General features: G+C 52.7%; 20 protein-coding genes. 12 read left to right on the top strand and 8 right to left on the bottom strand.

Annotated features, from left to right (window positions below; translation table 11 throughout):
• Positions 1-39: 39 nt before the first annotated feature.
• Genes fruA through fruB form a run of 3 tightly spaced genes read right to left on the bottom strand, consistent with a single transcriptional unit; the run spans position 40 to position 3,813 of the window.
• Positions 40-1,728 carry a PTS fructose transporter subunit IIBC gene (fruA, locus tag HV237_RS08460; protein ID WP_047359179.1) on the bottom strand — a complete coding sequence of 563 codons (1,689 nt, stop codon included), beginning with the start codon at positions 1,726-1,728 and terminating at the stop codon, positions 40-42.
• A 16-nt stretch (positions 1,729-1,744) separates the two neighbouring features.
• A complete protein-coding gene (fruK, locus tag HV237_RS08455) occupies positions 1,745-2,683 on the bottom strand; it encodes a 1-phosphofructokinase (RefSeq protein WP_003834544.1) in 939 nt (312 codons plus the stop codon).
• Positions 2,683-3,813 (bottom strand): fused PTS fructose transporter subunit IIA/HPr protein, encoded by a 1,131-nt coding sequence (gene fruB / locus HV237_RS08450; protein ID WP_046275459.1) that lies wholly within the window; start codon positions 3,811-3,813, stop codon positions 2,683-2,685. Before fruB ends, fruK begins: the two co-directional genes overlap by 1 nt.
• Before the next feature lie 368 nt (positions 3,814-4,181).
• Between fruB and setB the strand changes: the two genes are divergently transcribed.
• On the top strand, positions 4,182-5,363 hold the full coding sequence (setB, locus tag HV237_RS08445; RefSeq protein ID WP_047359181.1) for a sugar efflux transporter SetB: 1,182 nt from the start codon (positions 4,182-4,184) through the stop codon (positions 5,361-5,363).
• On the opposite strand, the gene HV237_RS08440 is transcribed toward setB, so the two are convergent.
• Positions 5,360-5,614, bottom strand: coding sequence for a YkgJ family cysteine cluster protein (locus HV237_RS08440; protein WP_016153739.1), 255 nt, complete (start codon positions 5,612-5,614; stop codon positions 5,360-5,362). The two genes, setB and HV237_RS08440, sit on opposite strands and share 4 nt — an antisense overlap.
• A gap of 157 nt (positions 5,615-5,771) precedes the next feature.
• On the opposite strand from HV237_RS08440, the gene yeiP reads away from it, so the two are divergent.
• The gene (yeiP, locus tag HV237_RS08435; RefSeq protein WP_016153740.1) at positions 5,772-6,344 is read left to right on the top strand and encodes an elongation factor P-like protein YeiP; all 573 of its coding nucleotides are present in this window, start codon (positions 5,772-5,774) and stop codon (positions 6,342-6,344) included.
• A 56-nt stretch (positions 6,345-6,400) separates the two neighbouring features.
• Here yeiP and torD read toward each other — a convergent pair whose 3' ends face one another.
• The 3 genes from torD to torC are packed head-to-tail and all read right to left on the bottom strand — an operon-like array spanning position 6,401 to position 10,664.
• Complete coding sequence (gene torD / locus HV237_RS08430; protein WP_047359182.1) at positions 6,401-7,033, bottom strand: molecular chaperone TorD; 633 nt, start codon at positions 7,031-7,033, stop codon at positions 6,401-6,403.
• Positions 7,023-9,521, bottom strand: a complete 2,499-nt coding sequence (gene torA / locus HV237_RS08425; protein WP_047359183.1) for a trimethylamine-N-oxide reductase TorA — start codon at positions 9,519-9,521, stop codon at positions 7,023-7,025. Before torA ends, torD begins: the two co-directional genes overlap by 11 nt.
• A gap of 3 nt (positions 9,522-9,524) precedes the next feature.
• A complete protein-coding gene (gene torC / locus HV237_RS08420) occupies positions 9,525-10,664 on the bottom strand; it encodes a pentaheme c-type cytochrome TorC (protein WP_047359184.1) in 1,140 nt (379 codons plus the stop codon).
• Positions 10,665-10,829: 165 nt separating this feature from the next.
• Between torC and HV237_RS08415 the strand changes: the two genes are divergently transcribed.
• Positions 10,830-12,302 (top strand): PLP-dependent aminotransferase family protein, encoded by a 1,473-nt coding sequence (locus tag HV237_RS08415; protein ID WP_016156993.1) that lies wholly within the window; start codon positions 10,830-10,832, stop codon positions 12,300-12,302.
• 45 nt (positions 12,303-12,347) lie between these two features.
• Here the strand turns inward: HV237_RS08415 and uxuA are convergent, their stop codons facing one another.
• Positions 12,348-13,538 (bottom strand): mannonate dehydratase, encoded by a 1,191-nt coding sequence (gene uxuA, locus HV237_RS08410; RefSeq protein ID WP_047359185.1) that lies wholly within the window; start codon positions 13,536-13,538, stop codon positions 12,348-12,350.
• 202 nt (positions 13,539-13,740) lie between these two features.
• On the opposite strand from uxuA, the gene HV237_RS08405 reads away from it, so the two are divergent.
• The 9 genes from HV237_RS08405 (at position 13,741) to yejF (ending at position 25,402) form a co-directional block, all read left to right on the top strand.
• Positions 13,741-15,207, top strand: coding sequence for a fructuronate reductase (locus tag HV237_RS08405; protein WP_047359186.1), 1,467 nt, complete (start codon positions 13,741-13,743; stop codon positions 15,205-15,207).
• A gap of 119 nt (positions 15,208-15,326) precedes the next feature.
• A complete protein-coding gene (locus HV237_RS08400) occupies positions 15,327-16,313 on the top strand; it encodes a GTP-binding protein (protein ID WP_019077241.1) in 987 nt (328 codons plus the stop codon).
• Positions 16,314-16,348: 35 nt separating this feature from the next.
• Positions 16,349-17,062 carry a phosphatase PAP2 family protein gene (locus HV237_RS08395; RefSeq protein ID WP_046275466.1) on the top strand — a complete coding sequence of 238 codons (714 nt, stop codon included), beginning with the start codon at positions 16,349-16,351 and terminating at the stop codon, positions 17,060-17,062.
• Positions 17,063-17,475: 413 nt separating this feature from the next.
• Positions 17,476-18,045 (top strand): bifunctional murein DD-endopeptidase/murein LD-carboxypeptidase, encoded by a 570-nt coding sequence (gene mepS / locus HV237_RS08390; protein ID WP_003027474.1) that lies wholly within the window; start codon positions 17,476-17,478, stop codon positions 18,043-18,045.
• Positions 18,046-18,217: 172 nt separating this feature from the next.
• Positions 18,218-19,777: a cyclic di-GMP phosphodiesterase gene (locus tag HV237_RS08385; protein ID WP_016153749.1), complete on the top strand. Its 1,560-nt coding sequence runs from the start codon at positions 18,218-18,220 to the stop codon at positions 19,775-19,777.
• 99 nt (positions 19,778-19,876) lie between these two features.
• The gene (locus HV237_RS08380; RefSeq protein WP_047359187.1) at positions 19,877-21,691 is read left to right on the top strand and encodes an extracellular solute-binding protein; all 1,815 of its coding nucleotides are present in this window, start codon (positions 19,877-19,879) and stop codon (positions 21,689-21,691) included.
• Positions 21,692-22,786 carry a microcin C ABC transporter permease YejB gene (locus tag HV237_RS08375; protein ID WP_016153751.1) on the top strand — a complete coding sequence of 365 codons (1,095 nt, stop codon included), beginning with the start codon at positions 21,692-21,694 and terminating at the stop codon, positions 22,784-22,786.
• Positions 22,786-23,811, top strand: a complete 1,026-nt coding sequence (locus HV237_RS08370) for an ABC transporter permease (protein WP_047359188.1) — start codon at positions 22,786-22,788, stop codon at positions 23,809-23,811. The genes HV237_RS08375 and HV237_RS08370 overlap by 1 nt, the downstream gene beginning before the upstream one ends.
• A 1-nt stretch (position 23,812) precedes the next feature.
• Positions 23,813-25,402, top strand: a complete 1,590-nt coding sequence (gene yejF, locus HV237_RS08365; protein WP_047359189.1) for a microcin C ABC transporter ATP-binding protein YejF — start codon at positions 23,813-23,815, stop codon at positions 25,400-25,402.

The raw sequence follows: 25,402 nt of genomic DNA, 5'->3' as shown, positions 1-25,402 counted from the left end.
AGGGGCAGAGAAATCTCTGCCCCGGATGTCAGCGTTAAATCAGGCCGCCTTTGCCACAACCTCTGCTTCCGGGCGTTTCAGCACCGCGTAGGAGAGACCGGCTACCAGCGTACCGGCAATAATGGCCAGCAGGTATCCAACCACCGGAGTGATTGCGCCAGGGATTAACAGCACGAACAGACCGCCGTGCGGCGCCATCAGCTTAGCCCCCACCGCCATCGAGATAGCCCCGGTAATCGCGCCGCCAACGATACAGCAAGGCAGAACGCGCATCGGGTCACGGGCAGCAAATGGGATAGCCCCTTCGGTAATAAAGCACAGGCCCAGTACCAGCGCAGCTTTACCGCCTTCCTGCTGCGCTTTGTCGAACTTACGACGCGCCACCAGCGTTGCCAGCCCCAGGGCCAGCGGAGGCACCATACCCGCCGCCATAATCGCCGCCATCGGCGCATAGGTTTGCGTACTAAGCAGGCCCACACCGAAAGCATACGCCGCTTTGTTAACCGGACCGCCCATATCGGTACACATCATGCCGCCCAGAATCGCCCCAAGCAGCACCGCATTCGCGGTTCCCATGGTTTGCAGCCAGTGGGTCAGACCTTCCAGAATGCCCGCCACTGGTTTACCGATCAGGTAGATCATGGCCAGACCAACCACCAGGCTTGAGAGCAGCGGAATGATCAGGATCGGTTTCAGCGCTTCCATACTCTGCGGGAGTTTCAGCTTCGTGCTGATGAGCTTCGCCACATAACCGGCAAGGAAACCGGCAATAATCCCGCCAATAAAGCCGGAACCGGTGCTCACCGCCAGCATACCGCCGATAAGACCTGGCGTCAGACCCGGACGGTCAGCGATGGAAAACGCGATGTAGCCCGCCAGAACCGGCACCATCAGCGCGAAAGCTGAACCACCGCCAATCTGCATCAGCGCCGCCGCCAGCGTACCCTGCTCCTTGAACGCTTCGATACCAAAAGCGAATGAGAGTGCAATACACAGACCGCCAGCAACCACCATCGGCAGCATGTAGGATACGCCCGTCAGCAGGTGACGATACGCGCCAGCGCTCTCTTTCTTACCTTCAGTGGTTGCAGACTGCGCTTTGCTGGCTGGCTGGTACGGCGTTGCTTCTTCCAGCGCTTTATCCAGCTCCTGCTTCGTTTTCTTCAGCGCAAGGCCAGTAGAAGTACGGTACATTGGTTTTCCGGCAAACTTCGCCAGATCAACTTCAATGTCAGCCGCCACAATCACCAGATCCGCCTGAGCCACCTCTTCCGGCGTAATGGCATTGCCTGCGCCAACAGACCCACGGGTTTCAACCTTCACCCACCAGCCACGTTTTTTCGCTTCTGTTTCAATAGCTTCAGCGGCCATAAACGTATGGGCAACGCCAGTTGGACAAGCCGTCACCGCCACCACGCGTTTTGGACCACTACTGGCCACGGACGCTGTCGCAACCGGAGCGCTATAAGGTTTTGCGTGGCCTTTCGCTTCGCTGAGGAAAAGTTCAGGATGCGCAACCGCACGACCAATATCGCCCAGCCAGACTTTTTTGCCGTTCAGCGAACTGTCGGCAGGAAGCGTGTCGCCCAGAACAATTGCCAGTTCGGCATCATTAGGATTATCAATAATTTCCAGATGTGCTTTCTGCGCCGCCGCTCCAAGCAGGGTTTTCGCCATATAAGCGCGAGCCTGGCCGAGATTAGCGTCAATAATCAGCAGCGTTTTCATTATGCCTCTCCTGCTGTCAGTTAAACGGTTTTAAGTCGACACGCGCCATCATTGCGGCCAACTGAGGACGATCGGTAATGCCCACATTGCTTTGGCTTACCGCCAGGGCGGCAACAGCGGTTGCCAGACGCAGGGTGTGTTCACTGGATTCACGCATCAGCAGGCCGTAAATCAGGCCACCAACCATTGAATCACCCGCGCCTACGGTGCTTACCACCTCGACTGACGGCGGTTTAGCAATCCACTCACCCGAAGCGTTAACCCACAGCGCACCTTCCGCGCCAAGTGAAATCACCACGTGAGCAATACCCTGCTCGCGCAACGCATGTGCAGCTTCAATCACATCTTTCATTTCTGGCAGCTTACGGCCTGCCCAGATTTCCAGTTCACGACGGTTTGGTTTCACCAGCCATGGTGCCGCTTTCAGACCGGCGACCAGTGCTTCACGACTACTATCAAAGATAATGCAAGGACACTGACTGCGCAGGCGCGTCATCCAGTCGGTGAATGCTTCCGGGCTAACGCCGGTCGGCAAACTGCCGCTGACGCACACCATGTCGAACTGGCCCAGCCAGCTCAGCGAGTCATTCACAAAGCGTTCCCAGTCAGCCGGGGTGACTTCAAAGCCGGAGAAATTGAAATCGGACACTTCGCCGTCTTTTTCGGTCAGCTTGACGTTGATACGCGTACGCCCCTGTACAACCTGAAAACGGTTGGCGATACCCAGCTCGCTGAACAACTGCTGAAAACCATCCTGGTTGTCTTTACCGAGGAAACCGCCCACCGTTACATCGATACCTAAATCTTTCAAAACCTTAGCGACGTTAATCCCTTTACCTGCCGCGTGCAGACCGGTCGTTTTAACCAGGTTCACTTCACCGCGTTCAATTTCCGGGCAGAAACCTACCAGATCGTAGGCTGGGTTAAGGGTGATAGTAGCAACACGTCTGCTCATTACGCGCCCTCCCCAAGACCCGCCGCGATGGCTTCGCCAATCGCTTTCAGCGCCTGTTCAGCATCTTCACCCTGGGCGGTAAAGCGCAGGTGATGTCCTTTCTTCACGCCTAATGCCACAACTTTCATCAGACTGCGTCCATTCGCCGGCTTGCCGGTTCCATCAAGATTTGTCACGGTAATTTCACTGTTAAATTGTTTAATCGTATTCACCAGCATGGTGCCCGGGCGGGCGTGTAAACCATGCTCATTGCGCACAATAAATTCGGCGCTCAGTACATCATCAGTTAAGGCATCATCGCTGGTCAGCAGCGCCAGCACCGTTGCCGCATCGGCTTTCAACAAACGGTCAGCTTTATTATTCAGCAGCAGATCGCCAAGGCGCTTCAGCACCGCAACCGGTTGTTCGTCATTCATGGCGACGGTCACCAGCAGGGCTGCCGCTTCACCTTGTTCATCGAACGCTGTTGCTGCGCGGCTGACCGCAACGGCGCTGCGCACATTGCCTTCAGCACAGTCATTCAGCCAGATCCCCTGACCGAGATTCATCGGTTGCTCATTAATGGCTCTGGCCACAAAGGTGGCGTCAACCGCGCCGACCTCTTTCAGCCGTGCGGCGTTGAGCGCCTGCAGCGTGACCAGCGAGTTGGCAACGACGTCCAGCGACAGCGTTTCGTTATCAAGCTTCAGCTGTTCGCTTTGCTTTTCCCCCATCAGCAACGCGCGCAACTCTTCCGCCGTGGTCGCAGATTTCAGCTGTTCAGCGACGGAGTCATCGCTCAGCACATGCGTCAGCTGACGTAGTAAACCGAGGTGCTCATCAGAGCTGGCGGCGATGCCGATTGCCACATAAGCAACCTGCCCTTCACCCCAGATCACGCCCTGCGGAAACTGAAACACCTGCACGCCGGTTTTCAGCACCCGATCGCGCGTGTCCGTCGTACCGTGAGGAATAGCAATACCGTTGCCGAGGAACGTGGACGTCTGTTGTTCACGCGCCAGCATGCCATCGACGTAGCCTTCCGCTACGTTACCTGCCAGCACTAAGGCAGCGGCAACCTGGCGAATAGCCTCTTCTTTATTCCCGGCCTGTTCGCCCGGGTGAATATCCTGAACAGATAACTGGAACATGGTTCTCCTCTCCCGCTGATTTGAAACGATTCAGCTAACATGAGAAAAAAGGCGTCACCTGACTCCATCAGTTATGGCGAGATGACGCTGAAACGTTTCAAGAAGTCTTGCTCTTTTTTCTTCAGCACACAAGTAAAGTTGACAAATTACTTGCTGAATTTAGAGATAACGCACATTTTCTCCGCGGAGGAGAAAAAATTGCTGACGCAAAAACGGCGTCAGCCTGTCAGATTCAGCAGCGTCAGCAAACTGCTTTCTCTGACTGAAATGCTATTTTGATTTTTGATGCCGATTTTGATTTGGCTCCCTGTTTATTTTCTGACAAGCAGCGTAAACTCCGCGTCTCTTCACATTATTGATATCAAAACATGCACAACACCCCCGTAGCCGCCACACCCAAGGCGTTTGATTTAACGTCTTCGGCGTTCCTGCTTGTCGCGTTTCTGACGGGTATCGCCGGTGCGTTGCAGACGCCAACGCTCAGCCTTTTTCTGACGGATGAAGTCCATGCCCGTCCCGGCATGGTCGGGTTCTTTTTTACCGGTAGCGCCGTAATCGGCATTTTGGTGAGTCAGTTTCTGGCCGGACGTTCGGATAAAAAAGGCGATCGCAAAAACCTGATTGTGTTTTGCTGCGTGCTGGGGATGTTGGCCTGCGTGCTGTTCGCCTGGAACCGTAACTATTTTATTCTGCTGTTTGTCGGGGTATTCCTCAGCAGTTTTGGTTCGACCGCCAACCCGCAAATGTTTGCTCTCGCCCGCGAGCACGCCGACCGTACGGGTCGGGAAGCCGTCATGTTCAGTTCAATATTACGTGCGCAGGTTTCGCTGGCCTGGGTGATTGGCCCGCCGCTGGCCTACGCGCTGGCCATGGGGTTTAGCTTTACGGTGATGTACCTCAGCGCGGCGGTGGCGTTTGTTGTCTGCGGCGTAATGGTCTGGCTGTTCTTACCCTCGATGAGTAAAAATGTGCCTCTCGCGACAGGCGCGGTAGAAGCCCCGCGCCGCAATCGACGCGACACGCTGCTGCTGTTTGTTATCTGCACATTAATGTGGGGGACTAACAGTCTCTATATCATTAATATGCCGTTGTTTATTATCAACGAACTGCATCTGCCGGAAAAGCTGGCGGGCATCATGATGGGAACTGCCGCGGGGATGGAAATCCCAACCATGTTGATTGCCGGATACTTCGCGAAGCGTCTGGGCAAACGCCTGTTGATGAGAATCGCCGTTGTCGCCGGATTTTTCTTTTATGCCGGCATGCTGTTGGCCCACTCTCCGGCGATATTGCTTGGCTTACAGCTGCTGAACGCGATTTACATCGGCATCCTCGGCGGGATTGGCATGCTCTATTTCCAGGATCTGATGCCGGGACAAGCGGGTTCAGCCACAACTCTCTATACAAATACCATTCGCGTGGGCTGGATTATTGCCGGATCGTTGGCGGGTATTGCCGCTGAAATCTGGAACTATCACGCGGTATTCTGGTTTGCGTTGATGATGATCGTCGCCACCGTCGCGTGTCTGACGCGCATCAAAGACGTTTAAGGTGCGGTCAGCGCCTCGAGCTCAATGAGATAGACCATGGCCTGGTGCGTCGTCTGTCCGCACATTTCCGCACTGGGCTGTAAACCGGCGCACACTTTTGGCCGCAGAGGCGAAGCAAAAATTTTACAACGCAGGGATTCATCCAGTTGAACGCATGGTGTGTTAGCGGGTTTGCCATCAGGCATGCCGGGGATGGGACTGGAAATTGAAGGCGCGGTGCAACATGCACCACAATCCGGACGGCATTCCATACAGTACTCTCTTTATCGTAAACCATCGGATTGTGCAGGAAGCGCACAGTAACACCTTTTGGGCACCAGCAAAAGCATCAATTCCGCTTGCCTGAATGCCCCGGCGCGAGTAGTTTTACGCGATATTTTAGACACTCCTCATTACAGGATTTTTTCGATGCCAAGAGCGAACGAAATTAAAAAAGGTATGGTACTGAATTACAACGGCAAACTGCTGATTGTAAAAGATATTGATATTCAATCACCAACCGCACGTGGCGCCGCCACGCTGTACAAAATGCGTTTTTCTGATGTTCGTACCGGTCTGAAAGTTGAAGAGCGCTTCAAAGGTGATGACATCGTTGATACCGTCACCCTGAGCCGTCGTGGCGTTGATTTCTCCTATGTCGATGGCAACGAATACGTCTTCATGGATAAAGAAGACTATACCCCGTATACCTTCACCAAAGACCAGATCGAAGAAGAATTGCTGTTCATCCCGGAAGGCGGAATGCCGGATATGCAGGTACTGACCTGGGACGGCCAGCTGCTGGCGCTTGAACTGCCGCAAACGGTAGACCTGGAAATCGTTGAAACGGCTCCGGGCATTAAAGGCGCGTCAGCAAGTGCGCGTAACAAACCAGCGACCATGAGCACCGGTCTGGTTATCCTGGTTCCTGAATATCTGAGTGCAGGTGAAAAAATACGTATTCATATCGAAGAACGTCGCTATATGGGCCGCGCAGACTAACTTTTCTGCTGCGACACCGGTGAAAAGGGACAGCATTTGCTGTCCCTTTGTTCTTTTCAGCCCTGGCTGCTGAGGTAAAAATCATCCACCAACAGAGATTCCAGATACAGCTCATCCTCACGCATAAAATGCGTTATGACGTTAACCGCCTGAGGATAAACCCCCTCTTCGTCCCGGTGTAAACAACTTTCCCGTAGCAGGGGTGCCCAGCACATAATGTGATGATGCAAAAAGTAATATTGCGCCGATAACGTCTCCTTTTTGGTAACCATTCTCGCCATCAGTGCCAGCTGTACAGCAATATGGTCGGCAGGCTCGTTGTCCTGCGGTGTCAGCCCATACTCGACTAACAGCACATTCATTTCCTTGCGTTCTTCAGGCGCGGTCGTATGCGGATAATGCCCCGCATAGGGAGAAACGCCGCCAGGAGGTGCCAGTAAAAACAACGAGGCATAGTCCGCCGCCAGCTCCAGCTGTCGGCTTTCCCGGCGCAGCGCCCGAACGAGACTACGTTCCAGGTTTTTAACATCAACGGATAACCCAGGGATAGCCGTCAACGACGCCAGCCACTTTCGGCTTTCCCCACTTTCCAGACGGATGAGTTGCTCCTCGTCCAGCTCGCGGAACAGCAGTTGCGAAAACCACTGGTACACCGCCGCCCGCTGTCGATGAATGTGATTATGCTGCACTTGCCCCCTCCTCTTTCACAACCTCCGGCCCGCCAAAGCCCGTGACCTGCGGGGCATTCTCCTGGTACCGCTCCACCTCGACCAGCACCGTATGCGCCGAAGGCCCCTGCGCCAGTTGTGATGTACCGATATCCGCACTCAGCACATTCGGATCGCCATAAGTGCATAATGTGCCCGCTTTCCCGCCTTCCTGCGGCGAATACCACGCGCCTTCATGAATCCGGACGACGCCAGGCGCGTAATCCGGACTGATCACCACCCCGGCCAGTACCTGGCCTCTGGCGTTAAACACGCGCGCAATATCCCCGGCTTTCAGGCCACGTGCGCGGGCATCCGACTCGCTCATGTACAGCGGCTCTCTTCCTGCCACTGCATAGGTGTTGCGAAACGCCTCGCTTGAGCACAACTGGGAGTGCAGACGTTTATCCGGATGGCAGGACTGCAGATGCAGCGGATATTTATCTGTTTTGCTGCCATGGGTACGCTCAAAGGGTTCCATCCACACCGGATGCCCCGGGCAGTCATCGTAGGCAAAGCCCGCGATGGTTTTGCTGTAAATTTCAATCAGACCAGAGGGTGTTCCTAACGGGTTGATATCCGGCTGTTCGCGAAATTCTCCGTGACGCACCCACGGCTTCCCGGCAGGATATTCAATGTATCCTTCGCCCTGCCAGAAACTCTCGAAGTTCGGCATACTCACGCCAAGGGACGCTCCTGTTTTCGCGCCCTCATCATAAATGGCTTTTATCCACTGCATTTCATCCCGCTTTTCGCGGTATGTCTCTTCCTGACCAAAGCGTTTGCACAGACCGGCAAAGACATCAAAGTCATGTCGCGCTTCAAACTGCGGTTTAACCACCTGATGTATCGCCATCAGCCCTTTATTCGAGTGTGTACCGAACTGCTCAATGTCATTACGCTCAAAGCGCGTGGTCACAGGCAGGACGATATCGGCAAAACGACAGGATGCTGTCCACTGATGATCCAGAACGACCACGGTTTCCAGCTTCTTCCACGCTTCGATCATGCGGTTACGATCCTGCTGCGCATGGAACGGATTGGCGGCGCTGAAAATCGCCATTTTGATATCAGGGAAAGTTAATGTTTCACCGTTGAAAGCGATCTTTTTGCCTGGCGCCAGCAGACAATCGATCATTCGCGAGGTAGGAATATGCTCTGAAGCGCCGCGGAAATCCGCTTTGTATTTCGCGGCCGGGGGATTGTTGATGCTCCCGAGGCCGGACAGGACAGGACCGGCAGAAGTGACCGTCCCGCCGCCGTTATAGTGCCAGCCAAACCCTACTCCGCCGCCCGGCAAGCCAATTTGGCCAACCATGCTGGCCAGCACCACCAGCATCCACGGATACTGCTCGCCATGGTGCATACGCTGCACGCACCAGCCGCCCATAAACTGTGTCCGGCCTTTGACCAGCAGGCGGGCGAAGTCGCGGATCTGCTCCGCCGTCAGACCGCAGATTTCCGCCGCCCATTCGGCGTTTTTCGGCTGCTTGTCGCTTTCCCCAAGCAGATACGGCAAGAACTGTTCAAAGCCCACGGTATAATCGTTAATGAACGCCACGTCATACAGTTTTTCTTCGTACAGGGTATGCGCCAGCGCCAGCAATAACGCGACATCCGTTTGCGGTCGCAGCGCCAGCTGCTCACAGCCAAGATAGTTTTGCGACTTGCTACGCACCGGATCAACGCTGATAACGCGCATCTTACCCTGCGCAACCGCTTCTTTAATCTGCTGCCAATAGCCAAACGCATCGTGATCGGGAACCAGGAACTCGATCTGCAGATTCTTGATAGGATCGCAGCCCCACAGCACGATGGTTTGGGTATTTTCGATAACCAGCGGGAGCGACGTTTGCTGCTCATAAACTTCCAGCGAACCAATCACATGCGGCAAAATCACCTGCGCTGCGGCTGCCGAGTAGTCGCCGACGGTCGTTACATAGCTACCGTGTAAGCCGAGTCCCCGATCCATCGCGCCGCCGGCCTTATGATATTTGCCAACAATTTGCCAGTCCGCCAGCCCGGTAAAGACACCAGAAGATCCGTAGGTCTTTTGTACCCGCTCCAGCTCTTCATAAACCAGATCCAACGCCTGATCCCAGCTCACACGGACAAAGCGATTATCGCCGCGCTGGTTGCGATCTGACTTTTCACGCTTGCGCAGCCAGTCCAGCCGCACCATCGGGTAGCGCACGCGCGATGGGTTGTAGACCACCTCCCGAACGGCATTGAGCATATCGCAGGGGTATTTGTCATGTTTGAAGGAGCGGGTATCGACCCATTCACCGTTCACGACTTTGGCTTCAAAAGCGCCAAAGTGCGAGCCAGACTGGATCCATTGCTCCGGGTTTTCACCCGCTGCCCAGACTTTTGAGATCAGTGGATTTGGCCCTAAAGCGCTGACGGCACCGACTGCCAGCATTCCGCTTAAAAACCGTCGACGTGACGGATTAAAATCATGAATATCCATAAATTATCCTTTTGAATTGTTAGGTTGAGGTATATCGCTGGCGTGAGTCTGGAGATATTTCAACAACGTACGGTCTTCCACCGGATTAAGCCGGTAGTAGGTGGACATGGATTTCAGTCCGGCGATCCAGCCATTCGCGGAATAACGGGTCGGCGGCGGCGTGCTGTGGCAAGCGCTACAGGTGGATTGCAACATCTGATCGGCGTATTGCCAGAGGGGGTCAATATTGTCGGTAAACCCCTCCGCCGAACTCCAGGCTGTCACGCTTACCTGCTGCCACTCCTGATGTGACTCCGGATCAACCTGTGTTTGCTCAACCTTCACATTGCTCATCAGCGAGGCATCTAATACGGCAGCAAAAACGCGTTTACCCATATACTGGGTAATCACCCGTCCACGTCCTTTGCTTTCCCGCCAGCCGGTCAGCTCTATCTGAACGTTTTTCCCTTCTCTTTTCAGCACACGCACTTGCGTTGCCGGGTACAGCATGGCTTTACCTGCCGGACTCTCTGCTGTCGCAGTCAGTGATTTTTCGCCTAACGAATACAGCTTCGTCGCCGTGGGTAACTGCTCTCCCTGACGCTGCAGCTGCTTGTAACGATCGCGAAAACCGCTGCTCATATCGGGTTTGTGATGGGCAATGCCTTTGTGACAATCGATACAGTTACTGTCTTTTGCCGCCGCCGCGGTCATTTGCGCCGCTGCATTTGCCGATTGCTTGCCGTGATCCATCGCCTCGTAGCTATGGCAGGATTTACACGCCGCTGAATTATTCGCGCTCATGCGCGCCCATTCTCGCTGGGCCAACTCCGCCCGCTTTGCGGCAAATTTTTCCGGGGTATCGATCGAAGGAGAGATAAAGGTGTGGTAGAGGTCGTTTAAGGCTTGCGTTTTACGAACCAGCGTTGGGACGATGCCTGGCGGAATATGACAATCCTTACACTCCGCACGCACACCTGAAGCATTACGAAAATGCACGCTGGTTTTATACTCCTCGCCAGATGTGCGCATCGAGTGACACGATAAACAAAACTCGGTAGAACTGGTGTAATGAACGCCTTGCCACGTTCCCCAAATAGCCAGGGCCATTGCTACCGCCCCGGCGAATGCGCACCATAGTGCGTTTTTTCTTATCCACGACATGCTTGCCTCCATTTTTTTAATAGCGACACGCTAAGGGATAATAAAAATCAAAAATAGAGACAGCGAATGCAGATTATAGGAACAGCATCCACTCTATGAGGTTCGTCAAATAGTAATGAGCAGAAGTCCGTAATATAATTACCATCTATAAATAAGGAATTTATCATGCTCAAACTGACTCTCGATAGAGAAAGCCGGACTCCGCTGCAGTTGCAGATATTTCAATTTTATTTACAGGCCATTCAGCGGGGTGATTTGCTGTGTGGAGATAAACTCCCCTCTATTCGCGAGCAGGCTCAGGCATTGAACATTGCCAAAATAACGGTAGTGATGGCCTATGATAAGCTGATGGCGGCTGGATTAATTAAGAGCCGACACGGCATTGGCTATGAGGTGATATTCACCACGCCTGTACGTGTAACCCCAGCGCATGTGTCCGTACCCCAGGGCTCTCCGCCAGTAACACCAAAAGCGGCCGGGGTCTCTACCGATGTTTACGCAGAGCCTGGGCGGGAGTGCTACTGCCGGATGGGCGTCCCCGATCCCAATGCTTTTCCCTGGGCAAGCTGGCGAAAATGGAATAACGCGCCAAGCGTACTTAAAGAGCAATTGTTTACCCGATATCATTCATCAAATGGATTATTTTCACTGCGTGAGCAACTAGCCAGGTACCTTAATTTATCTCGCGGCATTAATACCCGGGCGGAGAACATCATCATTACCAATGGGATTCAGGAAGGATTGTCGCTGCTCAGTCAAATATTTATTGTTCATCATGCCGTCAGTCAGCAAAAAAAGTGCCACGTTGTGGCCGAATCCCCTTGCTATTCTGGCGCATGGCATCTGTTTAATTATTACGGTGCAGACATTACGTCAATTGCTGTAGATAACCACGGGCTGCAAACAGATAAATTACCCGAATATGAAACCCAGCTTTGCTATGTGACTCCGGCTCACCAGTATCCAATGGGAAGCGTCCTTTCGCTGGAGCGCCGTCAGTCATTATTGACGTGGGCGCAGCGCGTCGGCGCTTATATCCTTGAAGACGACTACGATGCTGTTTTTACCTATGGCGAGAACCCCCTTCCTGCACTGAAAGCTATGGATTATCACAACCGGGTTATCTACATGGGGACATTTTCCAAAACGCTGGGGCCGGGAACGCGTCTTGGCTATCTCATTTGTCCTGATGAACTGCTCCCGGCAGTAAAGAATATGAAAGCACTCAATAACAATGGCAGTCAGTGGTTATTGCAGCAATTTTTAGCCGAATTAATGCAAAATCAGGTGTTTTACTCGCACATCAGCAAGCTGGCCTGCAACTATGCGGCGCGCCTCAATCTGTTACGCGATGGCCTTTCTGTTCTGTTTCCGTCAGGGAAAATCGCTGGCGCAACGGCGGGTCTGCACCTCTCGTTACGCGTTGACAGACACCCAGATATGATAGCCAGGCTGCAACAGCGCTGCCTGCTGGCAGGGATCCGCTTTGACACTCTGCCAGATATTGAAAATGGCTCAGGAGCCGCATGGCGTAGGGAGAACAGCGATGCTGTTATGTTTTTCGGGTTTGGCGGATTGCAGATACAGCAGATCAAAAAGGTGCTGTCGGTACTGGAGCAGGCGCTAGCGCAGCCTTGATGAATTTCAGGGATCGCGCCTGCGGCACAATCCCTGTTGTTAACCTTACAGCAGATCGCGGAACTGCGTTTGTTTTAACGCCAGTTCAACGCCGCGAACTTCCGCCAGCCCTTTCAGGCGACCAATCGCGGAGTAGCCTGGGTTGGTTTTCTTGTGCAGGTCGTCAAGCATCTGGTGTCCGTGATCCGGACGCATCGGGATAGGACGCAAATCGCCCGCCTTTTTACGGCGCTGTTCTTCGCTCAGGATGGCAGCAACCACCGATACCATATCCACATCGCCTTGCAGGTGCGCACCTTCGTGGAAGGTTTTCGGGTTATCTTCACGGCAGGTGGAGCGCAGATGCGTGAAGTGGATTCGATCGCCAAAGGTTTCGATCATTTTCACCAGATCGTTATCGGCGCGCACGCCGTAGGAACCGGTGCACATGGTGAAACCGTTATTGATGCTGTCGACGGTTTCTTTCAGCCACTGCATATCTTCGATAGTCGAAACAATGCGCGGCAGGCCGAGGATCGGACGCGGCGGATCGTCAGGGTGAACAGCCAGACGCACGCCGACTTCTTCCGCCACAGGCACAATCGCCCGCAGGAATACCGCCATATTATCGCGCAGATCGTCTTTGCTGATGCCGTCATATTCAGCGAGGCGCGCACGGAACTGATCCAGCGTATAGCCCTCTTCCGCACCGGGCAGGCCGGCAATGATATTGCGGGTCAGCTTTTCGATATCGGCATCGCTCATAGCATTGAAGTAATTCAGCGCCTGGCGTTGTTCTTCTGCGGTGTAATCCGCTGCGGCGCCTGGGCGCTGAAGAATATGCAGTTCAAAGGCTGCAAAAGCAATCTGGTCAAAACGTAGCGCTTTGGAGCCGTCCGGCAGCTGATATTCGAGATCGGTACGTGTCCAGTCGAGGATCGGCATGAAGTTATAGCACACGGTATCGATGCCGCAGGTCGCCAGATTACGGATACTCTGCTGATAATTGGCAATCCACGTTTGGTACTGGCCTGAACGCGTTTTGATATCTTCGTGGACAGGAATACTTTCCACCACCGACCAGGTCAGCCCTTTTTCAGCCAGAATAGCCTGACGCTGTTGAATCTCTTGTACCGGCCACACTTCACCGTTGGGAATGTGGTGCAAGGCGGTCACAACACCCGTTGCGCCAGCCTGACGCACATCATCAAGCGATACCGGATCGTTAGGTCCGTACCAACGCCAGGTTTGTTCCATTGTTTCACCCCACAAGTTGTTATACCAAATTAAACTATCTGAATGACGACTACCATACAGCCATCCCGTAGATGTTCAACAGATGGCCTATCATTGATTGATCCAGCTCACATTCCCCGGATAAATGAGGCACACCAATTCAATTTGCTGTCATATAACTTTATACTGCCATTGTTAATTAATGGTTAATCAGGTGTATTTAATGAAAACTATTGCCTCAGCGCCACTGGCGGAAAATGTCATGATGCCGCAGTACGACCGCCAACAATTAAAAACGCGGATTGTACATTTTGGTTTCGGTGCTTTTCACCGCGCCCATCAGGCGTTATTAACCGACAGGGTGCTGAATGCGCAGGGCGGAGACTGGGGAATTTGCGAGATCAGTCTGTTCAGTGGCGATCGGCTGATGCGTCAGCTTCGCGAACAAGATCATTTATTTACCGTGTTAGAAAAAGGGGCTAACGGCAACCAGCCTATTGTTATCGGTGCCGTTAACGAATGCCTAAACGCCACACTGGATTCGCTGGCGGCCATTATTGAAAAATTCTGCGAGCCTCAGGTCGCGATTGTCTCGTTAACCATCACTGAAAAAGGCTACTGCATCGATCCGGCGACGGGTTCGTTAGATCTCTCTAATGCGCGTATTATTCACGATCTGCAGACACCGGCTGAACCGCACTCCGCCCCCGGTATTATCGTTGAAGCGCTGCACCGCCGACGTGAACGTGGACTGCAGCCGTTTACCGTCCTCTCCTGCGATAACATCCCGGACAATGGTCATGTGGTAAAAAATGCCGTACTGGGGATGGCGGAAAAACGCTCTCCTGAGCTGGCGCACTGGATCCAGGAACACGTCAGTTTCCCGGGTACTATGGTGGATCGGATTGTTCCCGCCGCCACCGAAGAGTCGCTGGCTGAAATCGCCCACGAGCTGGGCGTTGCCGATCCTTGCGCAATCAGCTGCGAGCCGTTTATTCAGTGGGTGATTGAAGACAACTTTGTCTGTGGCCGTCCGCAATGGGAAACCGCGGGTGTCCAGATGGTTGAAAACGTCTTGCCGTGGGAACAAATGAAACTGCGGATGCTGAACGGCAGCCATTCGTTTCTCGCTTATCTCGGCTATCTGGCCGGATTCCAGCACATCAGCGACTGTATGCAGGATAGCGCATTTCGTGAAGCCGCTTACCGGCTGATGCTCACCGAACAGGCCCCCACGCTGCAAATTACCGATGTTGATTTAAACCAGTATGCCTTAAGCCTGCTGGACCGCTTTGCCAATCCGGCGCTGAAACACAAAACCTGGCAAATCGCGATGGATGGTAGCCAGAAATTACCCCAGCGAATGCTGGAAGGGATCCGCGTGCATTTAGCACGTCAAAGCGAGTGGCCGCTGTTGGCGCTCGGCATCGCAGGCTGGATGCGCTACGTGAGCGGTGTGGATGATTCAGGCGCTACGATTGATATTCGTGACCCGCTCAGTGAGAAAATTGCCGCTCTGGTGGCACAGAGCACTGAATCAGAACGCGTCAGCGCCCTGCTTTCGCTGCATGAGATTTTCTCCGCCGATCTCGTACAGAATCCGCAGTTTGTCGCGGCCATTCAACAGGCTTGGCAACGTATTGCCCAATACGGTGCGCATCAGGCTGTCATTGAAACGTTAAAAAATTAACGATTTCTGCCATTAAACAGGACGAAGCACGTCTTCGTCCCCTCCCCCCTTCTCTTTTTCCCCATTTTTCGCCAGGATTGTTAAATGCCATTACGGTAATTTATGATTCTGGAGTAATTGTGACTAAAACCAATCTCATCACTGGTTTTCTCGGCAGTGGCAAAACCACCTCTATTCTTCATCTATTGGCGAACAAGGATCCCGCAGAGAAGTGGGCCGTGCTGGTCAATGAGTTTGGTGAAGTAGGTATTGATGGCGCCCTGTTAGCCGACAGCGGCGCATTACTAAAAGAGATCCCCGGCGGCTGTATGTGCTGCGTTAACGGTCTACCGATGCAGGTTGGCCTCAATACGCTGCTGCGTCAGGGAAAACCCGATCGATTGCTGATTGAACCCACTGGCCTCGGACACCCTAAACAAATTCTGGATTTACTCACCGCACCGGTTTACGAACCGTGGATCGATCTGCGCGCGACCCTCTGTATTCTTGACCCCCGGCTGTTACTGGATGAAAAAAGCGTCGCCAATGACAATTTCCGCGATCAGCTGGCCGCCGCAGATATCATTGTTGCCAATAAAGCCGACCGCGCCACAGCGGAAAGCGAAAACGCCTTGCAAACATGGTGGCAACACTACGGCGGTAATCGCCAGTTGGTTCATGCCGACCATGGGCAAATTGACGGGCAGTTACTGGATTTACCCCGACTAAACCTGGCAGAGCTTCCTGCAAGCGCAGAGCACGCCCATAGCCATGCAGACAAAAAGGGACTGGCGGCATTGAGTCTGCCGTCACAGCAGCGCTGGCGGCGCAGCCTGAACAGCGGCCAGGGCCATCAGGCCTGCGGTTGGATTTTTGACGCCGATACGGTGTTCGATACCATCGGTCTGCTGGAATGGTCTCGTCTTGCCCCCGTGGGGCGCGTGAAAGGTGTCATGCGTATAAAGGAAGGGCTGGTGCGCATTAACCGCCAGGGAGAGGACTGGCATATTGAGACGCAAAACGTCGCGCCACCGGATAGCCGTATTGAACTCATCGCCGATACCGAGACCGACTGGAATACGCTACAGAGTGCATTGTTGAGACTTCGTTTAGACGCTAACGCGTAAGGTTGCCTTCGTTTTTATAGCAATGGTAAACGATGATGAAAACCCGATACCCTCTTATTCTCCTACTCAATATTGCGGGACTGGCGCTGTTTCTGTCCTGGTATCTTCCTGCCGGACATGGGATCTGGTCTTCATTGGATACGGGCGTTTTCCGCTTCTTTAACCAGAAACTGGTGGAAAGCCCGCTGTTCTTGTGGATTGTTGCTATCACCAATAACCGGGCATTTGATGGGTGCTCATTGCTGGCAATGGGCGCCTTGATGCTGCATTTTTGGCTGAAAGAAACGTCGGAAGGTCGCCGACGCATTGTCGCTATTGGCCTGGTTATGCTGCTCACCGCAGTGGTATTAAATCAGTTAGGCCAGGCGCTTATTCCCGTTAAACGCGCCAGCCCTACTCTGATGCTGGATAATATTTATCGCGTCAGCGAACTGCTGCATATTCCGACTAAAGATGCGTCCAGAGACAGTTTCCCCGGCGATCACGGTATGATGCTGCTTATTTTTTCCGCATTTATGCTGCGTTATTTCGGAAAAGTCGCCGGAATAATCGGCCTTATTATCGCTGTGGTTTTTGCCTTTCCACGCATAATGATTGGCGCCCACTGGCTCACCGATATCGTGATCGGTTCCATGACTGTCGTCTTGATTGGTCTGCCCTGGTGGCTAATGACACCGTTAAGCGACCGATTAGTCACTCTGTTTGCGAATTATCTGCCCGGTAAAAACAAACATTTTTTAAACAAATAACGCACAGTAATTAACATCATCAGGGAAAACTCTGATTCCCTGATGATGCTTGTCGATATTTCATCATTCTGGCTGTCATTCTCCCGTCATCTTATTCATCTTTAAAATGATTGGGTTGCGTCTTTTTTATCCCGATTGTTCTTAATTTAGGCAATGCCGGTTATTCACTTTCTGTATCAATTTTTCTTATAAGAAATCACGTAAATTCACTCGCAATGACCGGACCGATCGGGTAATCTCGAACTCGTTTTGCCTCGCGGGATAATTATTCTCTTCAGGAATAAATTTGTGCGTTCTGCCACAGATTTGACCTTAAAGAATTGTCTCATCGTGCGATGGTAATTAGTCTCGTCACGTTTGGCATTTTTTATAACGATATTTATCGTTAAGGACTTCAAGGGAAAACAAACAAAATGGTCAAATCTCAACCGATTTTGAGATATATCTTGCGGGGCATACCCGCGATAGCAGTTGCGGTTCTGCTTTCTGCATGTAGCACAACGAACACCGCCAGGAATATGCATTCTGAGACGCATGCTGTGGGCAATGGAGATAACTCTTCACTGCAAGCCTCTCAGGATGAATTTGAAAACATGGTCCGTAATATCGATGTTAAATCACGTATTATGGACCAGTATGCTGACTGGAAAGGCGTGCGTTACCGCCTTGGCGGCAGCACCAAAAAAGGCATTGATTGTTCAAGCTTCGTACAACGTACGTTCCGCGAGCAATTTGGTTTAGAGCTTCCACGCTCAACCTACGAACAACAGGAAACGGGTAAATCCGTTTCGCGCACTAACCTGCGCACAGGCGATCTGGTTCTGTTCCGTGCAGGCTCCACTGGCCGTCACGTCGGTATTTATATCGGCAACAACCAGTTCGTACACGCCTCGACCAGCAGCGGCGTTATCATTTCCAGCATGAACGAACCTTACTGGAAAAAACGTTACAACGAAGCTCGCCGGGTCCTGAGCCGCAGTTAATTTCGTTTGGCAGCTATCCCTTGGCTATCCTGATGAGACATTTTGAAAAGCACTGCTTCGGCGGTGCTTTTTTTTTGCTTTGTCTTGTGACTAAGAAAAATCTCACAAGGTGAGTCATTTCAGGTTATATTCATACAGAATAAGCGGTTAACTCAGGTAAACATAAGGAACTATGTTTAAACGCTCCTCTTCATCCAATCAGAAAATCCTGCTTTCCTGTATGTTAACGGGGCTTATCGTCGCGCTCCTGGTGAGTACCCTGCAATTTTTCGTGACCTGGCATAAACGAGACATTAAGTACGACACGCTCCTTTCCGATATCCAGAATTATGTCAGCAGCTACTTCGCCGATCTCAAATCCACTACTGATGACCTTCAGCCACTGGTCGCCAACAGTTGCCAACAAGTCGCAGCCCAACTGACCTCCAGCGCAGCCTTTAGCCTCAACGTTCGCGCATTTTTACTGGTCAAAAACGGCATTGCTTTCTGCTCCTCCGCAACGGGCGCAATGTTCACCCCGATTTTAGATCTGGTCCCAAGCCTCGATATCAGCAGAAATATTGATGTGGAATTACTCCCCGGTACACCCATGATGCCGAACAAGCCGGCGATAATGATTTGGCACCGGAACCCATCGTTCACTGATAGCGGCGTGTTTACCTCACTGAATATTAATCTGGCCCCTTATCTGCTTTATACCGCCCGACAGGATGATTTTAACGGTATTGCCATAGTCGTCGGTGATAACGCGATTTCAACATTTTCATCACGGATTATTGATGCCTCCGCTCTGCCCCACTCTCACTGGCGGCAGGCGACCGTGGAAGGTATTCCGCTACAGATTCGTTTATATGCCGATGAGTGGACCTATACCGACATTTGGTATTCGATTATGTTGGGATGCATGGCGGGGATTATTGCCGCGCTTCTTCTCTGGTACTACATCTACACCATCCGTTTACGTCCTGGCAAAGATATCCTCAACGCTATCAAACATAACCAGTTTTATGTGGTGTACCAGCCCGTGGTAGAGGTGCAGACACTGGAGGTGAAAGGTGTAGAGGTGTTATTACGCTGGAATCATCCAACAACGGGTGAGATCCCTCCGGATGCTTTTATTCACTACGCCGAATCCCAGAAAATGATTGTCCCGCTGACCCAGCATCTCTTTAAGTTGATAGCCCAGGACGCACCGATGCTCCAAAAAGTGTTACCCGCTGGAGCAAAATTGGGGATCAATATCGCGCCAACGCATCTGCACGGCGAGACGTTTAAAGACGACATTCATCACCTGCAGGCCTCGCTTCCCGCAAACCATTTCCAGATGGTGCTGGAAATCACCGAACGGGATATGCTTAATCAACACGAGGCCACAAAGCTTTTTGAATGGCTTCATTCCGCAGGTTTTGAAATTGCCATTGATGATTTTGGCACCGGTCATAGCGCGCTGATTTATCTGGAACGCTTTACCGTTGACTACCTGAAAATCGATCGCGGGTTTATTAACGCCATTGGAACAGAGACCCTGACCTCTCCGGTTCTGGACGCCGTGTTGACACTCTCTAAGCGTCTTAATATGCTGACGGTTGCTGAAGGGGTTGAAACGCCTGAGCAAGCCCGTTGGCTGCGCGATCGTGGAGTGCATTTTTTCCAGGGATACTGGATTAGCCGACCATTAAAACTTGCTGATTTCGTGCGTTGGATGGCGCAGCCCAATAAGCCGACGTGGTGATCGCAGTATGCGAATCATATACTCTCACTCGCCGCCACATCCCTTATCTTTCAGGCATGATGCCCGTCGGGTTGTGGCAGGAAAAGGAAATCGCTTTTAATGATCCCTCGCGTATTGCTGCTGTTTATCGCCCTCATCGGGTTTAGCGCTGAGGCGCAGTCCATCAAAGAAAGCTATGCTTTTGCCGTACTGGGCGAACCGAAGTACGCGTTTAACTTTAATCACTTTGATTACGTCAACCCTGCGGCCCCCAAAGGCGGGCAAATCACCCTCTCCGCCATCGGCACGTTCGATAACTTCAACCGCTATGCGATGCGCGGTAATCCCGGAGCACGTACCGAAACGCTTTACGATACGCTGTTTACTACCTCTGACGATGAACCTGGCAGCTATTATCCGCTCATCGCCGACAGCGCACGCTATGCTGATGACTATTCCTGGGTAGAAATCGCCATCAATCCGCGAGCGCGTTTTCACGATGGCTCACCCATTACTGCCAGCGATGTCGCATTCACCTTCCACAAATTTATGACTGAAGGCGTGCCGCAATTTCGCCTGGTCTACAAGGGAACAACGGTAAAAGCGATCGCGCCATTAACCGTACGTATTGAATTAGCCAAACCGGGTAAAGAGGACATGCTCAGCCTGTTTTCATTACCCGTGATGCCAGAGAAGTACTGGAAAGATCATAAGCTCAGCGATCCCTTATCATCGCCTCCGCTCGCCAGCGGTCCTTATCGCATCACGAAATGGAAGATGGGTCAGTACATTGTCTATTCTCGCGTCAAAGATTATTGGGCCGCTAATCTGCCCGTCAACCGTGGGCGCTGGAACTTTGATACCATCCGCTACGACTACTATCTGGATGACAACGTCGCCTTTGAAGCGTTTAAGGCCGGAGCGTTTGACCTGCGTCTTGAAAACGATGCCAAAAACTGGGCGACACGTTATACCGGTAAAAATTTCGCGAATCATTACATCATCAAAGATGAGCAAAAAAACGAATCCGCCCAGGATACGCGTTGGCTGGCGTTTAATATTCAGCGCCCGGTGTTCAGCGACCGACGGGTGCGAGAAGCCATCACCCTGGCATTTGATTTTGAATGGATGAATAAAGCTCTGTTCTATAACGCCTGGAGCCGGACCAACAGCTATTTTCAGAATACCGAGTATGCCGCTAAAAATTACCCCGATGCAGATGAACTGGTAATACTTGCGCCCTTGAAAAAAGATCTCCCCCCTGAGGTCTTCAGCCAAATTTATCAGCCGCCGAAATCAAAAGGCGATGGCTACGATCGTGACAACCTGTTGAAAGCCGATGCCTTGCTGGAGCAGGCCGGATGGGTACTTAAGGGACAACAGCGCGTAAACAGCGCCAACGGTAAACCTCTGAGCTTTGAACTGTTGCTCCCGGCGGGCAGTAACAGTCAGTGGGTGCTGCCGTTCCAGCACAACCTGCAGCGCTTAGGCATTACAATGAACATCCGCCAGGTTGATAACTCACAAATCACAAACCGGCTGCGCAGTCGTGACTATGACATGATGCCGAGATTGTATCGCGCAATGCCGTGGCCAAGTTCGGACCTGCAAATTCTCTGGGCCTCTGAATATATTGACTCCAGCTATAACGCCCCGGGCGTGCAAAGCCCAGTGATTGATAAACTGATCAACCAAATCATCGCGGCGCAGGGTGATAAAGCCAAACTAATCCCACTCGGTCGGGCACTGGACAGGGTATTAACCTGGAACTACTACATGTTGCCGATGTGGTTTATGGCAGAGGATCGCATCGCCTGGTGGGATAAGTTTTCGCATCCAGCTATTCGCCCCATTTATACCATTGGTCTCGACAACTGGTGGTACGACGTTAACAAAGCGGCGAAACTGCCAGCAGCCAGACGGCAGGGAGACTAAATGGGCGCTTATCTGATTCGACGTCTGCTACTGGTGATCCCAACGCTTTGGGCCATCATCACCATCAACTTTTTTATCGTGCAGATTGCCCCCGGTGGTCCGGTTGAGCAGGCCGTCGCCGCTATTGAGTTCGGACAAAGCGGGGCATTACCCGGCGCGGGTAGTGAAGGCATTCGCGCCAGCCACGCGCAAACCGGCGTAGGCAATATCAGCGACAGTAATTACCGAGGTGGCCGTGGTCTTGACCCGGAAGTGATCGCCGAAATCACTCGCCGTTACGGGTTCGATAAGCCCATTCATGAGCGTTATTTTAAAATGCTCTGGGACTATATTCGTTTCGATTTCGGCGACAGCCTGTTTCGTAGCGCCTCAGTGCTGACGCTTATCAAAGACAGCCTGCCTGTTTCCGTCACGCTGGGGCTATGGAGTACGCTCATTATCTATCTGGTGTCGATACCGCTTGGGATCCGCAAAGCCGTTCACAACGGCAGCCGATTTGATGTCTGGAGCAGCGCATTCATTATTATTGGCTATGCCATACCGGCCTTTTTGTTTGCGATTTTACTGATCGTCTTTTTTGCCGGGGGCAGCTATTACGACCTGTTCCCGCTTCGCGGACTGGTTTCCGCCAATTTTGATTCCCTGCCCTGGTATCAGAAAGTGACCGACTACCTTTGGCATATTACCCTGCCAGTGCTGGCGACGGTGGTTGGGGGTTTTGCCGCGCTAACCATGCTGACCAAAAACTCATTTCTGGATGAGGTACGCAAACAGTATGTCGTCACCGCGCGCGCCAAAGGGGTCAGCGAGAAAAACATTCTGTGGAAACATGTGTTTCGCAATGCCATGTTGCTGGTAATCGCTGGCTTCCCGGCAACGTTTATCAGCATGTTTTTTACCGGTTCGCTGCTGATTGAAGTGATGTTTTCGCTTAACGGTCTGGGACTACTGGGTTATGAATCCACCGTATCACGTGACTACCCGGTAATGTTTGGCACGCTCTATATCTTCACCCTGATCGGTCTGCTGCTGAATATCCTCAGCGACATCAGCTATACGCTGGTCGATCCCCGTATTGATTTTGAGGGACGCTAATGTTGCGATTAAGCCCCGTCAATCAGGCCCGCTGGGCGCGTTTTCGCCATAACCGTCGCGGCTATTGGTCGCTGTGGATCTTTCTACTGCTCTTCGGCCTTAGCCTGTGTTCAGAACTGATTGCCAATGATAAGCCGCTACTGGTGCGCTACGACAGTAGCTGGTATTTCCCCCTGTTCAAAAACTACAGTGAAAGTGACTTCGGCGGACCATTGGCGACCCAGGCTGATTATCAGGATCCGTGGTTACAGCAGCGCCTGGAAAACCGGGGCTGGATCCTGTGGGCGCCGATACGCTTTGGAGCCACCAGCATTAACTTTGCCACTGATAAGCCCTTCCCTTCCCCGCCTTCTGCACAAAACTGGCTGGGAACGGACGCCAACGGTGGTGATGTGCTGGCACGGATCCTCTACGGCACACGTATTTCTGTCCTGTTCGGATTAATGCTAACCCTGTGCTCCAGCGTGATGGGGATCATGGCTGGCGCAATCCAGGGCTATTATGGCGGTAAGGTGGATCTGTGGGGGCAACGATTCATTGAGGTTTGGTCAGGTATGCCAACGCTGTTTTTGATCATACTGCTGTCGAGCGTGGTCCAGCCAAACTTCTGGTGGCTACTGGGCATTACCGTGCTGTTTGGCTGGATGAGCCTGGTTGGCGTGGTACGCGCGGAATTTTTACGTACCCGAAACTTTGATTACATTCGTGCCGCTCAGGCGCTCGGCGTGAGCGATCGCAGTATTATTCTGCGCCATATGCTGCCCAATGCGATGGTCGCCGCCCTGACCTTTTTACCGTTTATATTATGCGCCTCGATCACCACTCTGACCTCGCTGGATTTTCTTGGCTTCGGCTTACCGCTTGGCTCGCCGTCGCTGGGAGAACTCCTGTTACAGGGTAAAAACAACCTGCAGGCACCGTGGCTTGGTATCACCGCGTTCATCTCCGTTGCCCTGCTATTATCGCTACTGATATTTATTGGTGAAGCGGTACGCGACGCGTTCGATCCCAACAAGGCGATTTAAGATGACACAACCGCTGTTAGCTATTGAAGATTTATCGGTAGGTTTTCGCCAACAGGAGTCCGTGCGCACCGTGGTCAATACCCTCTCACTGAGGGTTGAAGCCGGGCAAACTCTGGCGCTGGTGGGCGAGTCCGGTTCGGGTAAAAGCGTGACCGCACTTTCTATTCTACGGTTATTACCGACCCCACCCGCAGTCTACCTTTCCGGCGACATCCGTTTTCATGGTGAATCATTGCTTCATGCCGATGAGCAGACGCTTCGCGGCGTTCGCGGGAATAAAATCGCCATGATTTTCCAGGAACCAATGGTGTCGCTAAACCCGCTTCACAACCTTGAAAAACAGCTGTATGAAGTGTTGTCGCTGCATCGGGGAATGCGTCGGGAGGCCGCGCGGGCAGAAATACTGACCTGTCTGGATCGCGTCGGCATCCGTCAGGCGGCCAAACGTCTCGCAGACTATCCGCACCAACTGTCCGGCGGCGAACGCCAGCGCGTGATGATCGCTATGGCGCTGCTTACGCGACCGGAGCTGCTTATTGCCGATGAACCGACCACCGCGCTGGATGTCTCCGTACAGGCGCAAATCCTGCAGTTGCTGCGGGAGCTACAGCGCGAACTGAACATGGGATTACTGTTTATCACCCACAACCTCAGCATTGTGAAAAAACTGGCCGATACCGTTGCGGTGATGCAAAACGGCCAGTGCGTTGAGCAAAATCGAGCGGCACAGCTGCTCACTGCGCCAACGCATCCCTACACGCAGAAATTGTTAAACAGCGAACCTTCCGGCGATCCAGTACCTGTACCTGCCGGGCAAGCGCCATTGCTGGAAGTGGAAAAACTCTGCGTTGCCTTCCCCATCCGTAAAGGTATCCTGAAGCGCGTGGTGGACCATAACGTTGTGGTTAACAACGTCAGTTTTTCCCTCCGCCCCGGTGAAACGCTGGGGCTGGTCGGGGAGTCAGGATCGGGGAAAAGCACTACCGGGCTGGCGCTACTGAGGTTAATCACCTCACAGGGAAGCATTGTGTTCGATGGCCTGGCGCTGCATACCTTAAATCGCCGCCAGCTGTTACCGGTACGTCACCGCATTCAGGTCGTTTTTCAGGATCCCAACTCCTCGCTGAACCCGCGCCTGAGCGTGCTACAGATTATTGAGGAGGGACTGCGCGTTCATCAGCCAACCCTGTCAGCCGAGCAGCGCGAAGCGCAGGTGAAAGCGGTAATGGCGGAAGTGGGACTGGATAGCGAAACGCGGCATCGTTACCCGGCGGAGTTTTCCGGCGGTCAACGTCAACGCATAGCCATTGCCAGAGCCTTGATTCTCAAGCCTTCCCTGATCATTCTGGATGAACCAACATCGTCGCTCGACAGAACCGTACAGGCGCAAATCCTGACGTTATTAAAGTCTTTACAGGAAAAGCATCGCCTGGCTTATATCTTTATCAGCCATGATTTGCACGTAGTACGCGCGTTATGCCATCAGGTTATTGTGCTAAGGCAGGGAGAGGTCGTGGAGCAAGGACAATGCGAGCACGTATTTAACGCGCCACAGCAGGCATATACGCGTCAGCTGCTCGCGCTAAGCTGA

Source organism: Citrobacter sp. RHBSTW-00570, assembly GCF_013739755.1.
Classification (GTDB): domain Bacteria; phylum Pseudomonadota; class Gammaproteobacteria; order Enterobacterales; family Enterobacteriaceae; genus Citrobacter; species Citrobacter braakii.
Note: the sequence above shows the minus strand (reverse complement) of the source record. Positions and strands in the feature narration are given on the sequence as shown.

Bases quoted from the DNA above. Each gene is read 5' to 3' on its own strand.
- fruA (WP_047359179.1), bottom strand. From the start codon at position 1,728: ATGAAAACGCTGCTGATTATTGACGCTAATCTCGGCCAGGCTCGCGCT.
- fruK (WP_003834544.1), bottom strand. From the start codon at position 2,683: ATGAGCAGACGTGTTGCTACTATCACCCTTAACCCAGCCTACGATCTG.
- fruB (WP_046275459.1), bottom strand. From the start codon at position 3,813: ATGTTCCAGTTATCTGTTCAGGATATTCACCCGGGCGAACAGGCCGGG.
- setB (WP_047359181.1), top strand. From the start codon at position 4,182: ATGCACAACACCCCCGTAGCCGCCACACCCAAGGCGTTTGATTTAACG.
- HV237_RS08440 (WP_016153739.1), bottom strand. From the start codon at position 5,614: ATGGAATGCCGTCCGGATTGTGGTGCATGTTGCACCGCGCCTTCAATT.
- yeiP (WP_016153740.1), top strand. From the start codon at position 5,772: ATGCCAAGAGCGAACGAAATTAAAAAAGGTATGGTACTGAATTACAAC.
- torA (WP_047359183.1), bottom strand. From the start codon at position 9,521: ATGGATATTCATGATTTTAATCCGTCACGTCGACGGTTTTTAAGCGGA.
- torC (WP_047359184.1), bottom strand. From the start codon at position 10,664: ATGTCGTGGATAAGAAAAAACGCACTATGGTGCGCATTCGCCGGGGCG.
- HV237_RS08415 (WP_016156993.1), top strand. From the start codon at position 10,830: ATGCTCAAACTGACTCTCGATAGAGAAAGCCGGACTCCGCTGCAGTTG.
- uxuA (WP_047359185.1), bottom strand. From the start codon at position 13,538: ATGGAACAAACCTGGCGTTGGTACGGACCTAACGATCCGGTATCGCTT.
- HV237_RS08405 (WP_047359186.1), top strand. From the start codon at position 13,741: ATGAAAACTATTGCCTCAGCGCCACTGGCGGAAAATGTCATGATGCCG.
- HV237_RS08395 (WP_046275466.1), top strand. From the start codon at position 16,349: ATGAAAACCCGATACCCTCTTATTCTCCTACTCAATATTGCGGGACTG.
- mepS (WP_003027474.1), top strand. From the start codon at position 17,476: ATGGTCAAATCTCAACCGATTTTGAGATATATCTTGCGGGGCATACCC.
- HV237_RS08385 (WP_016153749.1), top strand. From the start codon at position 18,218: ATGTTTAAACGCTCCTCTTCATCCAATCAGAAAATCCTGCTTTCCTGT.
- HV237_RS08380 (WP_047359187.1), top strand. From the start codon at position 19,877: ATGATCCCTCGCGTATTGCTGCTGTTTATCGCCCTCATCGGGTTTAGC.
- HV237_RS08375 (WP_016153751.1), top strand. From the start codon at position 21,692: ATGGGCGCTTATCTGATTCGACGTCTGCTACTGGTGATCCCAACGCTT.
- HV237_RS08370 (WP_047359188.1), top strand. From the start codon at position 22,786: ATGTTGCGATTAAGCCCCGTCAATCAGGCCCGCTGGGCGCGTTTTCGC.
- yejF (WP_047359189.1), top strand. From the start codon at position 23,813: ATGACACAACCGCTGTTAGCTATTGAAGATTTATCGGTAGGTTTTCGC.